Genomic DNA, 12,719 nt, shown 5'->3' with positions numbered 1-12,719 from the left:
TGTTCACGCAGCGTCCACTCAAGTGCACACGTTGATCCTAGTCAAAAAAAGGAGGCGTCCCCGAAGCCAGTACTTGGCTTTTGGGACAGCCCCTTTATGTTCAACTATCTTGTCCCTAGAGCGCAATGGTTTTTCAGGCACATTTGTTGAAATTAAGCGGAAAATTCATCAATAATTTCTACAACTTTGATTTTTCCGTTAATCAGCAGCTCAGGAAGTTCGTTATTTATATTACCTTTCCAATATTCTCTTGCTTGTTCGATTTTTCGGGAGAAAGGAATTCCATCTTCCTTTGGTAAAAGACTGCCGTCACCTTCAAAGATAGCCCCAATAACCCGAAGTTTCACTATCTGCAAAACCCTTCGATGGTAAGAATCAAAAAGTTCTTTCCATTTCAGAGCGTCTTGATAGCTTTTCGCAGCGTATAAGCAAGACAATCGTGAAGGATATTCAGGATATTCTTGCAGTCTAACCATTTCAACTATTACTTCTCTAATAGCTCTGATAGTTTGCTCCACATATTTAAAGGCTACATCTGCATTCTCTTTATCTAACTTCAAGCCTTCATTTGTATAATGACCGTGTAAGATTTGAACAAAGTCTTCACTTTTGGAATTCAGCTGTTCATTCTCAAAAAAGAAGTGATACAAGGTATTTTTTTGGTTTTTGTCAAAGCTAATTGTTTGACCTAGGGCCATCTTCTTCCTAGTTACAATGTGATAAACATACAATTCTCTTCCTTGCATAGCCTGCCCCCTATTAAACATTGTTAACAAAGGTGAATTCGGCATTTACTAGCATTATCCTGCCCGTTAGTTGAATAAAGGGCTACCTCTCGGCAACCCTCTCATTTATTGAACTATAGTTCCTCGTTAGTTCAACGTCAATTACCTTGATTAGGTTTCTAACTTATGAATCGAATACTTCCCTATTTGCTTTAACAACATTTTGAATGGAAAATCACCATCTGAAGCTTTGTTTATGGGATAGGTCATTGCCAGCGACCGCTATAGCAATGCGTCCATCCGTCCCTTCAGGAGTCCCATGATGCTCTAGCGTATAGGCTAAGAAATTGTTGAATGCTTTAATGATTGGTCTTCCTAAATGACGCTCTTGGGACTAGATGGAATTCTGCTGTTCCAGCCATCTCAAAATCGCTTTATTTGATTCCTCCGGCTTTTCTTCCTGGATCCAATGACCGCAATCCAGATTGACCACTTCCACATTGGGCACGAACTTTGTCAGGTTTTCAGACTTCGCAACCATATCCCGATCGCCGTAGATCATGAGGGTCGGCTGCTGGATGATTGGGTTCACCTCCGCCAATAAGTGCCAGTTGCGGTCAAGGTTCCTGTACCAATTTATGCTGCCCGAGAACCCTGATGTTTCAAAAGCGGAGACGTAAACGGCCAGCTCGCTTTCGCTCATTACGGGCTCACCGAGCGGTGTTTCCGCGTTGGCGAGATTGATCAACGCCATACCTGGCTCAGGTGCTCTGAGAGGCTCGTTCTTCCGGTACAGGTTACGAAGGAACCTGTACGTATTGTCTTCGAATACGGCGTCCGCGACGCCTGGCTGTCGATTGAAGTGGACGAAATAGAAATTGCCGCCAAGTATTTCTTCCATGAACTCGATCCAGGGTTTTTCTCCGCGCTCTTGGTAAGGCAAGCTCAGATTTATCACTTTATTGACGCGGTTTGGATGCAACAAGGTCAGTCCCCAAACGACGAATGCACCCCAGTCATGACCGACAAAGGTAGCGTCTTCGCATCCGTAGTGATCGAGAAGGGCGACGAGATCACCTGACAAGTGTTCAATGTCATAGTCTGTTACTTCGGTCGGACGGGATGAGTTGCCGTAACCCCGCTGGTTGGGGACGATGACATGGTAGCCCGCTGCAGCAAGTGCGTCCATCTGATGGCGCCAAGAAAAGGCATGCTCTGGCCAGCCGTGGCAGAGTACAATAGGTTTTCCTGCGTTTTCTCGGCCTGCTTCAAACACTTCGAGTTCCACACCGTTGACTGAAATAAGGGTGGGTTTAGGAAAATTGGTTGAATTAAACATTGAATTAATACCTCCTTCTTGTGATACATGTAGTATAATGGATAAACGGTGACATCTTATTGTCACCGTTCTGAAATCATGTAAAAAAGAGGGCAATTATGGACAAAGTGGAGAGACTCATTTCAATTATCATGATATTACTGAAAAAAGAGGTTGTTGCGGCAACGGAATTCTCACAACTATTCAATGTCTCCAAAAGAACGATCCTTCGCGATATGGAAACATTGGGCTTATGTAACATCCCCATCTACTCTGTCATTGGGGTCAAAGGCGGCTTCGGCATAATGGATGAATACAAGGTGGATAAACGCTTATTAAGCAGCTCCGATTTACAGAATATATTAACTGCGTTGGGTGGATTGGAACAAATTCTCCTTACCGAAGAAGTTGAAAGAACGATAAAAAAAATAGAGGCAATGGTTAGTCCATTGTCTCTTAATCGTTCCATTCAACTATCGTTTTATGATTGGGAAGGTCGGTCCGAAATTCTTGAAACCGTAAAGACATGTCAAGAATCCATAACAAAGAAAAGGCTGGTTTCGTTTAATTATACAGATAAAGACGGGGCTGTAACGGATAGAATGGTTGAGCCCTATGAGCTGCATTTCAGCGAATCGAGTTGGTACTTGAAAGGATTCTGTTTACATCGACAGGGATCTCGAACATTCAAGTTATCCCGGATCGATCATATTTCTATGGATGAACGCACGTTTCATCCAAGAGACGATTGGTCTGAGCAAGGACACGAAGCAAGTTATCTACCGCAATTCGTCACCATTAAGGCATGGATATCGCCTAGCATAAAAGATCAAATCATCGAAAGGTATGGTCGAAAAAGTATTGAAGACCATGGTCCTGGACTTTTATTAGCAACCATATATGTCCCTCAAAATTATATGGGATTTCAACTTTTAGCAAGCTTCGGCACTCATCTAAAAGTTGTAGAGCCCAAAACCTACGTTGATGACTTTCGAAATTATTTATCTCAAATGATGGAGAACTATTCCTGATCAAGGTCTCGTTCCGGCCTATATGACCTATTTCACATGAGTTGGGGCTTTACGCGCTTCTTCATAGATTTAGCATCAAAAGCTTCGACCTCAACACGGAATCGAATTACCAAACGTGGTTCTCGGCAACTTCGTTATGCGCTAGTTATGGCCGTCCAGTGTGGACTCATCCGTTCTCGTAATCTGCGAATTAAAGATTTTTATGATCGCAAAAGAGGCGAAGGAAAGCCACATAAAGTAGCTTTAATTGCATGCGAAAATAAGCTGGTTCATTGGCTTTATGTCATCCTTAAAAGTAAAAAATCCTTCCGCACTGCCTGACCCTTTTATATTGGTATAACCTTCCAAGATAAAGGGATTGGAGGGTTATTTGTCATGCCTATTTTTTACTATACCACATGACTTAAGTTCATTTTACTGGTAATCTTGACAAGCTATTAGCTGGTATAGCTTAAAGCCATTACCGCAAAGGTACCATCGACAGCAATATTAATACTCCTGTTTAATTTTTGATAATATATCATAAAAAAAACTATCGAATGGACTTGTCGACAGTCTTTTTTGGGCTATTATTTGAATGGACGCATTGTTGCAGCTATTCCTTTAGGGCATCCACATATTGCTTCGCTTCTAATAGTGACAAACCAAGCACTTCTCTCGCTTTTTTAACAGCTGCTACTTCCTTGCCGTTACGTACGAGCTGGAGAACCTCATTTTGAACAAGATGTGGGGGCAGACCTTCAGACTTGGCAATTTGGTCAACGTTTACCTGCATTGTTTTGATACGAGCTTCCATGGCACTTACTTTGTTATACACAGTTAAACATACAACTAAGGACACAAGTGATATCGTAATTGATAGGTATTCCATTTGCGACACTCCCTTTTATCTCTTCTTTTATTCTAAATGAAGATGTCTGGTTAAACAAATTTATGTCGTGTCCTATTGAACTAACCTGCCCTTTAGTTGAACAAATAAAAAAACGGCTGCCTAAGCAACCGTTTTTCCACTAACGTATCCCTTGAGCTCAATGATTTGAAGAAATTGTTTCACTCAAGCTTTTCCTCAGAAATCTCTACGTACTATCTTAACCCAATTTGACGCCGAAATTAGGCATTAACCTTGCCTAGGGCGAATATCTTAACGGGGAAATACATTAAAAAAAATGAGGCGATACACTTGGGATACTTCGTTACTGTGGAACCGGGCGTAAAAGTATTTATAGAAGACATCAATCCGAAGGGAAATAAAACGATACTTTTTATTCATGGCTGGCCGCTAAACCATAACCAGTTCGAATATCAGTTCAATTTCCTTCCTAAGCTCGGATATCGTTGTATCGGAATAGACTGGAGAGGATACGGCAATTCGGATAAACCATTCGATGGTTACGGTTTCGATAGATTAGCAGATGATCTTCGTATAGTCATCGAAGCCTTACAGCTAAAAAACATAACACTTGCAGGACACTCTACCGGAGGAGCGATCTCAATTCGTTATATGGCTCGTTATAAAGGGTACGGGGTATCAAAACTCGTCCTGATCGACGCTGCGTCTCCATCAAGTGTTCCAAAAGAATTTACGAATAAAATCATCGAAGAGACAAACAATGACCGTCCGAAAATGCTGCAAGACCAAACGGGAATTTTTTTCTTTCAGTACATTTCTGAAGCGAAATCCGAATGGTTCTTTCTAATGGGTTTACAAGCTGCGAATTGGTCGACTTCCGCCATTATGGTCACGCTAAGAGACGAAAATGTTTACAACGATCTTGGACAGATCGATGTGCCCACATTAATTATTCATGGAATTCATGATAAAGTCGTTCCGTTTACCCAAGCTCAGGAAACAAATAAGCTGATTAAAAATTCGCAATTAGTTCCATTCCAATACAGCGGCCATTGCCCTTTTTTGGAGGAGAGTGATAGATTCAACCAATTATTATCTTCTTTTGCATAACGCCTCGGATTAGCCGCACCATCGCTCCCCATAAATTTAGTCCGATAAGCATCCTCATGCCTGTGTTCCCCACATCCCGCGAATCGACTCTGCCTCTTTGACCATCCTGCCCATCAGTTCCGAGACTGTAGGGATATCATGGATCATCCCTGTCACTTGGCCTGCCCAGCCAATGCCCTCTTCTTTGACATCATCATAAATCCAGCGCTTGTTGGCTGCACCGCTAATATATTCTTTTAAGGCTTCATAGGTCGGAGTCACACGCTCAATGTCGAGAATCTTATCTATGTACTCACTACGCAGCACTCGCGCGGGTGCTCCAATAGAGCGTTTGATTACGACTGTATCTGACTCTGAGCTTTCTACTAGGGCTTTTTTATAAGAAGCAGCTGCATGAACACATTCAACCGTAGCAACGAATCGTGTGCCCATTTCAATTCCCTCAGCCCCCAGTGCATGGGCCGCCATCCATCCGCGGCCATCCCCGATCCCGCCTGAAGCAATCACAGGAATATCAACCGCATCCACTACTTGAGGAACGAGTACCATAGTCCCTACATCATCACGCCCCAAGTGGCCTCCTCCCTCCTGCCCAACAACAATAACCGCAGAAGCACCTAATTGTTCAGCTTTTTGGGCTTGTCTGCGTGAAGAGACGAGCACGAGCGTTTTAATATCAGTGTGCTGTAGCATTTCCAGTATAGGGGCCGGATTCCCACCAGTGAGACTCACCACGGGAACCTTCTCGTCGATGGCGACCTGCACCCGATCTTCATAACCGATACCATGCACACCGATGGCAAAATTAACGCCAATTGGATTGTCGGTCAAAGTACGAACCCGTTCTATTTCTGAACGTAAAGCCTCTGCGCTCGGAAGACTCATCGCTGTAACCTGACCCAATCCACCGGCATTCGAAACGGCAGCTGCAAGGTCTGCATAACCTAAATAAGCAAGCCCGCCTTGAATAATAGGATACTCTATCTGCAATAACTCCGTAATACGGGTATTCCATTTCATCTTCATCTACACCTTTCCTATCTTTAACCACAATAGAATCACAGCAAATAAAAGAGCAATTCCCCCTGCCAGATAATCCATTTGCTGAAATTGCAATACCCTATAAGAAGTTCTTCCTGTACCATTTCCATAAGCACGCGCATCAATCGCATAGCTCAGCTGTTCAGCACGTTGAATCGTCGTGAAGAGCAAAGGAATAATAATCGGGACATATGCAAATATCCGTTTAGGCAGTGATAATGCTGTAAGATCATACCCCCTAGCCTTTTGTGCGAGAAGAATACGATCCAGCTCCTCCTTGATGGTAGGAATAAACCGGATCGCAATCACTATCATTAAGGAGAATTGTTCTACAGGTACCCCCATTTTGGATAGAGGTGCAAGCAGCTTTTCAAGACCATATGCTAAGTCTAGCGGTTTAGTTGTTAACGTTAATACTGAGGCTAATAAGATGAGCAATACAATACGCCAAACAAAACGTAATCCTGTTCGCAGTCCCTCTTCAGTTACCTCAATAAATGACCAAGACCAGAGGATAATCGTTCCTTTGGTGAACACGGCATTGTACATGAAGGTAAACAGCAAAATAAATAATAGCGGCCGTAGTCCTCGCCAAAAGAATTGAATAGGAACCTTTGACAGCAGTAAAATTCCGATTACAAAAAAGGTTGCAACTGCATAGCTAAGCCCTGTTCCAAGCATCAGAAAGCTAAGCATGAGAATCATGATACTAACAAGTTTTGTACGGGGATCTAAACGATGGAAAATCGAATACGTCTCCACATATTGACCCACAATTACGGAATCAGTCATGTTGACGCCCCCTCGAATGCCAAATGGGCAGAACAGCATCGAAGATATCCTGCTCTTTACAGCTAGAAATCTCAATTTTTTGACCGGATAATTCCTCTACTAGCTTCAAAAGCTGTACGGGTTCAGGTATGGACAAGCCCAGCTCCACCAATAATTCTTCCTTTTTCATAAATAGTGTTCTGGGGTCAAAATGTCCTTCCAGCTGACCTTTATGGAAAACCAAAACCTCATCCGAGTACTCAGCAACATCCTCCATCTGATGCGAAACGAAGAGAATGGTGCGCTGATTTTGTTGCTGCCAAGTCTTCAGTAGCTTCAGTAAAGATACTTGACTAGCAGGATCTAGCCCAGCTGTCGGTTCATCCAAAATTAGTAGCTTAGGATTCGTCATTAGCACGGAGGCAAGAGCTACACGGCGTTTTTCTCCACCGCTTAGTTGGAATGGATTTAAAGGGAGAATGCCCTCTGACAGACCCACTTGCGGCAAAATCCTTTCAATTTCCTCCGTGATTTGCTGACGTGAAGCACCCTGCAGATTCAGTGCAAAAGCAAGCTCCTTTTGCACCGTGGTTTCGAATAGCTGATGCTCCGGATATTGAAAAACAAAGCCCAGCTCCGGGACCACCTTTAATTGTCCTTTGGCATCTCTGGGAGCAGGCTGCTGATCAATGGAGTAATCTCCTTTTACGGTGGGAATCAAGCCCTTCAGCACTTTGACAAAGGTAGACTTTCCTGCGCCCGTGGGACCGATAATCGAAATCCATTTGCCCGCAGTAATAGTGCAGTTAATATTGTGTAAAGCTATATGATCAGCATAGTTTACACTTAAATTATCTAATTGGTAGACCATTGTGATCGAATGTTCCCCTTCCAATCTGCTGTTGGCGGCGCTGCTGAATGTAGCAATGTTTGTACGCGCACGGCAAAGGGTAGTTGTAATTGATAGTCCGCAACAGGCATCATTTCAAAAAAGGCCAGTGGAGCACCATCATACTCAAGTCGCCCTTGATGCAGGAGTAATAATCGTTCTGCTGAAAGCACTTCCTCCATATGGTGAGTGATCTGAATAATGGTCAGACCTTGACGATGCAGCTCTTGCATAATAGCAAGCACCTGCTGCCTTCCCTGAGGATCAAGCATAGAGGTGGCTTCGTCGAAAATAATGACTTGCGGACGCATCGCCAATATAGCCGCAATAGCGACACGTTGCTTCTGACCTCCAGAGAGCTGATGTGGCATCGCGTCCAGATAATCCTCCATATGAACAGCCTGCAAGGCATGCTCCAATCGGCTGCGCATTTCCTCCCTTGGTACACGAAGGTTCTCCAAACCAAAAAGCACCTCATCCATAACGGTTGTGGTGATAAATTGATCCTCTGGATTCTGAAAAACAAAGCCAATTTGCTGATGAATAACTGCAAGCTCAGCTGGCTTTGCGGTATCTAGGCCCTTAAACTGTATCGACCCTTTTCGAGGCAGCAGCAAACCATCCATGAGCTTTGCAATGGTGGATTTGCCAGAGCCATTCGCGCCAACAATCGCCACAAACTCACCTGCATTTATCGTAAAGCTGATATCTTCTAGGACAGGCTGATCCCTTTTATAATAAAAATGAACTTGATCGAAGGTAAGCATTTATTCACTCCCCTTTTGACGGTGCCACGTAGCGAAAAATGCCCCGATGCTGTTCTCAGAAAATGCAGGAGCAGGCTTCTCCCATTTCGTCACTTTTGATCCATTCACAGCAAAGATTTCACCGGTTAAATCCGCATCGTTCTCACTCAATAATGCATTTACGAAAGAAGCAATATCCTCTGGAGCACCTATTTGCCAGAACTCCGGGAACGGTTCATTACGGCTGGCATGTTTCACTTTCAAGTGATCAATGACAGGTCTGGTCATATCCGTTAACGCGGCTGGTGAAATCGCATTGACCCTAATTCCATCGCGTTTCAGCTCCGCTGCGAGTGTCCACATCATTCCGAGTATTCCAGCCTTGGCTGCACTATAATTCACCTGACCGACAGAGCCTGTTAATCCAGCCGTTGAGGTCATCAACAGGATATCACCACCTGTCTGGCGCATATGTGGCAGTACACGTTGAATGCTGTAATAGGCACCATTTAAATGCACATCCAGCACAGCCTTCCATTCTTCATCCGTCATCCGTAGACATTTCTGATCTTGTAAATTTCCAGCGTTCGCTATCAACACCTCAATACGACCGTATTGAGCAATAACCTCATCTACCATTACCGAGACCGCGACTGGATCTGCTACATTAGCAGAGTAGCCTAATGCTTCACCACCTGCCTGTCGAATCTCGTGGACAACTTCATCGATCAAGACTTGTTTTGTACCATTTACAACCACTATATAACCGGACTTGCCGAGCTGCACGGCAATACTACGCCCGATCCCTCTGGTTGCTCCAGTAATTAAGGCTACTTTGTTCATCACTACACCTCTTTCACTGAAAAAGCTCCCGTAGCAATAACATCGCCAGCTTCTGTTGTAAGGGTCACTTTCACAAGAGCATCATCATCTGCATAATCAAACATCACAACATTGTCGACCTCAACAGGCTGATGAAATTTCATCTCATACTGAGTGATCCACTGTGCCTGATGCTCCTCGATATATAAGGATTGGGCTAATCCCATTAGATACATCCCCTGCGCAATGGGCCGCTTAAATCCAGCCTTAGCTGCTGCATCCTCATCTAGATGAATAGCGGCCAGATCTTGGGAAGCTGCTGCATATAATCGGATGGCCTCAGCCGTTATACATTTTCTCATCATGATCCTCACCTACCTGAATTAACACTGTTTCTGCGGTGACTATAAGCTCGTCTTCACATTTACAAACCAGCGTATGTGTGTAAAAGGTCAGTTGGCCCTGCCGGCCATCTTTTTGCGCCTTGCTCGTTAATGCTAATTCACAATCTAACGTCATCCCTGCCGTAATCGGTGCTTGATATGAGAATTTCTGAGTGCCATGAAGCAAAGGCTCTCCCTTGCTAAGCCAAGGAATATCGAAGGCCTGCCAAAAAATAATAGGCATCGTAGAAGGAGCAATCAGATTGCCCTTATACGTCTGCACGGGTGCCTCAATACTATGTGCATAATCCGATATCCACTCCGCAGTCACATAAATCTGATGATGAATGCTGTTCATTCTACCGCCTCCACAAGAGTAGCCAAACCGATACCTCCGCCAATACCCAAAGTGGCAAGTCCCCTTTTATAAGCCGTACGCTGCATTTCAGCACATAAGCGAGTCATTAAAATAGCTCCGGACGCCCCATATGGATGACCGATAGCTAATGCGCCTCCTCCACGATTGACCTTTTCCTGTGGGATCTGAAGCTCATTCAGTGAGGCTAGCACTTGCGAAGCAAAGGCTTCATTAAACTCTACGATATCTAAATCGGCTATGGTCAGCTGTTGACGATGTAATACCTTTTGTACAGCTGGAACGGGCCCCATACCTAAATAATTCGGATCTACACCTGCCGCTTGCGCATCCACGATACGCAGAATCGGGTTAAGCTTGAGTTCCCTACATTTCTCACGGGACATCATTAATACAAGCGCCGCACCATCATTAATAGGACAGGCATTTCCAGCGGTGACAGTGCCTTTTTCTTCAAAAATTGAAGGGAGCATTCGCAGCTTATCCAAGCTCGTATTAGCCCTTGGACATTCGTCGGTGTTCACCCACTCCCCCTCAACCAGAAAAGGTACAATCTCCTGCTGAAACCGGCCGCTTTGCTGAGCATGAACAGCCTTTTGGTGGCTTTTTAAGGCATATTGATCCTGCTCTTCTCGTGAAATCCCGTACTTCCGCGCTACATTTTCCGCAGCAATCCCCATATCCGGATCACCGTAAGCGCTTGGTGTAAAATGAGCACGGGTATATAGCTGTGGAACCCCCATCAAGGTTTGGGGCTTATTCATTTTCCAAGGGGCACGACTCGTGCTCTCAACGCCGCCAGCTAAATAAATCTCACCTGCACCGCTTTGAATAAGCCTTGCTGCTATATTAATAGCCTCTAGCCCAGAACCGCACTGCCGATCCACAGTAACGCCCGGAACCGAAACAGGAAGCCCAGCTTCAAGCGCAGCGACCCGGGCAATATTTCCACCCGGACCAACCACATTTCCAATAATGACATCATCGATCATCTCTTTAGCTAGGCTCGTCTCTGCCACAATATGCTGAATAAGCGGCGCCAGTAATGCTTCCGGCTCAAATGTACTTAATAAGCCGCCCATCCTGCCAATCGGTGTACGTTTTGCCATAACAATTACTGCTTCTATCATACCATCGCTCTTTTCACATAGTCTTTCATCGCTTGCCGGGCAATTTTGCCACTGCTTGTATAAATAAACTCTTCAACTGTCAGCAGCTGCTTCGGCGATTTGTAGCTTGCTAAATACTGGCGACAATAATTCTTTATTTCGTCTATAGATAAGTGCTTTTCACCATTCCATTTCACGAGCACGGCCAACTGTTCTCCCCAATAATCGTCAGGGACGCCAAGCACCATTACTTCTTCTATTTCGGGAAGATGCTCTAACACTCGCTCTATTTCCTCTGGATAAACGTTCAGCCCACCGGTGATAATTCTATTTTTCAAACGACCTGCCAGATATAAGTACCCCGATTCATCCTGATAAACATTATCTTCCAAAATAAGCCATCCGTCTCGAAAAGCTGCTGCAGTCTCGTTCGGCAATTGATGGTAGCCTAGAAATATCATATCACTTCGCACATATAACTGCCCAATCTCCCCCGCAGGGACTTCATGGAACTCTTCATCACGAATGGAAATTTGTACTCCGGGATAGGGCTTGCCTACAGAGCTCGGATTATGCTCTTCCAGAACATCCAAATAACTAATATAACTCGCTTCTGAGGAACCATAGGATTCATAGAGACGCGCTCCAGCGAACACTTCTATGCCCCTTTTTTTGGACAACTCCGACCACTTTGCACCTGAGCTAATAATCGCATCAATCTGCGTCTGCCCAGGAACAGCCTGCCGCATCATGGATTCAAGCATTGTTGGTACAACAAACAACACCACACCCGGAATCTGCTTGCACAGCTCTAACACCTGTGTGGCGCTAAATTTTTGCGTAATATGAAAGTTTGCTCCGCCATACAGACTCTGCATTACAGCGAACAAGGACAGCGAATGCACAAACGGACCCGGTGCTAAAACATCCTTCATAGCGTCCAATTTAAAGGCAGCACTCGATACCTCAAAGCTCTTTAACCACGATAAATGGGTACGCATATATCCTTTGGGCAGTCCAGTTGTGCCTGAAGTGAAGCCGATAAATAATAATTCATTCGTCTCATCCAATTCAGCTTCTGGCTTCAGCGCATCCAGCCACTGATCATAGGAGCCTGTCCGATCTTTTGTAAAAATCATTGTTGGGATCGCTTGCTCCCTGAAGACCAAATTCTTTGCAGCTTCCGGCTCGGCAAAAATCATTGTCGGCTGGCACTGCTCTATAATAACCTGCAGTTCGTTTGCACTCCACTTGGGATCTAAAGGGATGGGAACACAGCCTGCATAAATAGCCCCCAAGAAAACCTCAACAAATTCAATGCGATTCGTAGATAAAATAGCGATTTTGTCATGTCTCAGACCCTTTTGCTGTAGACCATTCGCAATTCTCCGCATCGCTTGTACTAATGTTGCATAAGTATGACCCGCTTGGTTATGGGTTAAGGCAATACTGTCGGGCTGCTGTGCTGCATGACGCAGTATAGGAACTACTAGATTCATCCTTCATCACACCTGTTCGTAATTTCTGTGTCTACCGATTATGCACACC

14 protein-coding genes and 2 pseudogenes are annotated in these 12,719 nt (G+C 44.5%); 3 read left to right on the top strand and 13 right to left on the bottom strand.

Translation table 11 applies throughout. The features are described from left to right. Positions 1–152: 152 nt before the first annotated feature. From M2444_RS29400 to M2444_RS29390, 3 genes and pseudogenes are all read right to left on the bottom strand, one after another. Entirely contained in the window at positions 153–746 is a 594-nt protein-coding gene (locus tag M2444_RS29400; RefSeq protein ID WP_280788766.1) for a DUF2441 domain-containing protein, read from the bottom strand. 229 nt (positions 747–975) lie between these two features. Continuing rightward, positions 976–1,107: pseudogene (locus M2444_RS29395) on the bottom strand (3-hydroxyisobutyrate dehydrogenase); the annotation flags it as partial. Positions 1,108–1,119: 12 nt separating this feature from the next. Beyond that, a complete protein-coding gene (locus M2444_RS29390) occupies positions 1,120–2,064 on the bottom strand; it encodes an alpha/beta fold hydrolase (protein ID WP_280788765.1) in 945 nt (314 codons plus the stop codon). A gap of 98 nt (positions 2,065–2,162) precedes the next feature. Between M2444_RS29390 and M2444_RS29385 the strand changes: the two genes are divergently transcribed. Continuing rightward, positions 2,163–3,074, top strand: coding sequence for a helix-turn-helix transcriptional regulator (locus tag M2444_RS29385; RefSeq protein ID WP_280788764.1), 912 nt, complete (start codon positions 2,163–2,165; stop codon positions 3,072–3,074). An 87-nt stretch (positions 3,075–3,161) separates the two neighbouring features. Beyond that, positions 3,162–3,395: pseudogene (locus M2444_RS29380) on the top strand (transposase); the annotation flags it as partial. A 274-nt stretch (positions 3,396–3,669) separates the two neighbouring features. On the opposite strand, the gene M2444_RS29375 reads toward M2444_RS29380, so the two are convergent. Further along, complete coding sequence (locus M2444_RS29375; RefSeq protein ID WP_042189381.1) at positions 3,670–3,945, bottom strand: hypothetical protein; 276 nt, start codon at positions 3,943–3,945, stop codon at positions 3,670–3,672. A gap of 309 nt (positions 3,946–4,254) precedes the next feature. On the opposite strand from M2444_RS29375, the gene M2444_RS29370 reads away from it, so the two are divergent. Next, positions 4,255–5,034, top strand: a complete 780-nt coding sequence (locus M2444_RS29370) for an alpha/beta fold hydrolase (protein WP_280788763.1) — start codon at positions 4,255–4,257, stop codon at positions 5,032–5,034. 54 nt (positions 5,035–5,088) lie between these two features. Here M2444_RS29370 and M2444_RS29365 read toward each other — a convergent pair whose 3' ends face one another. Genes M2444_RS29365 through M2444_RS29325 form a run of 9 tightly spaced genes read right to left on the bottom strand, consistent with a single transcriptional unit; the run spans position 5,089 to position 12,670 of the window. Next, complete coding sequence (locus M2444_RS29365) at positions 5,089–6,054, bottom strand: NAD(P)H-dependent flavin oxidoreductase (protein WP_280788769.1); 966 nt, start codon at positions 6,052–6,054, stop codon at positions 5,089–5,091. A gap of 6 nt (positions 6,055–6,060) precedes the next feature. Continuing rightward, positions 6,061–6,867, bottom strand: a complete 807-nt coding sequence (locus M2444_RS29360; RefSeq protein ID WP_280788762.1) for an energy-coupling factor transporter transmembrane component T family protein — start codon at positions 6,865–6,867, stop codon at positions 6,061–6,063. Then, positions 6,860–7,717: an ATP-binding cassette domain-containing protein gene (locus M2444_RS29355; protein WP_280788761.1), complete on the bottom strand. Its 858-nt coding sequence runs from the start codon at positions 7,715–7,717 to the stop codon at positions 6,860–6,862. The genes M2444_RS29360 and M2444_RS29355 overlap by 8 nt, the downstream gene beginning before the upstream one ends. Then, entirely contained in the window at positions 7,702–8,502 is an 801-nt protein-coding gene (locus M2444_RS29350) for an energy-coupling factor transporter ATPase (protein ID WP_280788760.1), read from the bottom strand. The genes M2444_RS29355 and M2444_RS29350 overlap by 16 nt, the downstream gene beginning before the upstream one ends. Then, positions 8,503–9,324, bottom strand: a complete 822-nt coding sequence (locus M2444_RS29345) for an SDR family oxidoreductase (RefSeq protein ID WP_280788759.1) — start codon at positions 9,322–9,324, stop codon at positions 8,503–8,505. Between the two features lie 2 nt (positions 9,325–9,326). Further along, positions 9,327–9,668: a MaoC family dehydratase gene (locus M2444_RS29340; protein ID WP_094876751.1), complete on the bottom strand. Its 342-nt coding sequence runs from the start codon at positions 9,666–9,668 to the stop codon at positions 9,327–9,329. Next, on the bottom strand, positions 9,643–10,044 hold the full coding sequence (locus M2444_RS29335; protein ID WP_280788758.1) for an FAS1-like dehydratase domain-containing protein: 402 nt from the start codon (positions 10,042–10,044) through the stop codon (positions 9,643–9,645). The genes M2444_RS29340 and M2444_RS29335 overlap by 26 nt, the downstream gene beginning before the upstream one ends. After that, on the bottom strand, positions 10,041–11,192 hold the full coding sequence (locus M2444_RS29330; RefSeq protein WP_280788757.1) for a thiolase family protein: 1,152 nt from the start codon (positions 11,190–11,192) through the stop codon (positions 10,041–10,043). The genes M2444_RS29335 and M2444_RS29330 overlap by 4 nt, the downstream gene beginning before the upstream one ends. Continuing rightward, on the bottom strand, positions 11,189–12,670 hold the full coding sequence (locus tag M2444_RS29325) for an AMP-binding protein (RefSeq protein WP_280788756.1): 1,482 nt from the start codon (positions 12,668–12,670) through the stop codon (positions 11,189–11,191). Before M2444_RS29325 ends, M2444_RS29330 begins: the two co-directional genes overlap by 4 nt. Positions 12,671–12,719: the final 49 nt, after the last annotated feature.

Origin of the sequence: Paenibacillus sp. PastF-3 (assembly GCF_029893135.1) — a bacterium.
GTDB lineage: Bacteria > Bacillota > Bacilli > Paenibacillales > Paenibacillaceae > Paenibacillus_AQ > Paenibacillus_AQ nitricinens.
Note: the sequence above shows the minus strand (reverse complement) of the source record. Positions and strands in the feature narration are given on the sequence as shown.

What these genes read in the sequence shown, in the direction of transcription:
- M2444_RS29400 (WP_280788766.1), bottom strand. Translation starts at nt 746, where the DNA reads ATGCAAGGAAGAGAATTGTATGTTTATCACATTGTAACTAGGAAGAAG.
- M2444_RS29390 (WP_280788765.1), bottom strand. Translation starts at nt 2,064, where the DNA reads ATGTTTAATTCAACCAATTTTCCTAAACCCACCCTTATTTCAGTCAAC.
- M2444_RS29385 (WP_280788764.1), top strand. Translation starts at nt 2,163, where the DNA reads ATGGACAAAGTGGAGAGACTCATTTCAATTATCATGATATTACTGAAA.
- M2444_RS29375 (WP_042189381.1), bottom strand. Translation starts at nt 3,945, where the DNA reads ATGGAATACCTATCAATTACGATATCACTTGTGTCCTTAGTTGTATGT.
- M2444_RS29365 (WP_280788769.1), bottom strand. Translation starts at nt 6,054, where the DNA reads ATGAAATGGAATACCCGTATTACGGAGTTATTGCAGATAGAGTATCCT.
- M2444_RS29360 (WP_280788762.1), bottom strand. Translation starts at nt 6,867, where the DNA reads ATGACTGATTCCGTAATTGTGGGTCAATATGTGGAGACGTATTCGATT.
- M2444_RS29355 (WP_280788761.1), bottom strand. Translation starts at nt 7,717, where the DNA reads ATGGTCTACCAATTAGATAATTTAAGTGTAAACTATGCTGATCATATA.
- M2444_RS29350 (WP_280788760.1), bottom strand. Translation starts at nt 8,502, where the DNA reads ATGCTTACCTTCGATCAAGTTCATTTTTATTATAAAAGGGATCAGCCT.
- M2444_RS29345 (WP_280788759.1), bottom strand. Translation starts at nt 9,324, where the DNA reads ATGAACAAAGTAGCCTTAATTACTGGAGCAACCAGAGGGATCGGGCGT.
- M2444_RS29340 (WP_094876751.1), bottom strand. Translation starts at nt 9,668, where the DNA reads ATGATGAGAAAATGTATAACGGCTGAGGCCATCCGATTATATGCAGCA.
- M2444_RS29335 (WP_280788758.1), bottom strand. Translation starts at nt 10,044, where the DNA reads ATGAACAGCATTCATCATCAGATTTATGTGACTGCGGAGTGGATATCG.
- M2444_RS29330 (WP_280788757.1), bottom strand. Translation starts at nt 11,192, where the DNA reads ATGATAGAAGCAGTAATTGTTATGGCAAAACGTACACCGATTGGCAGG.
- M2444_RS29325 (WP_280788756.1), bottom strand. Translation starts at nt 12,670, where the DNA reads ATGAATCTAGTAGTTCCTATACTGCGTCATGCAGCACAGCAGCCCGAC.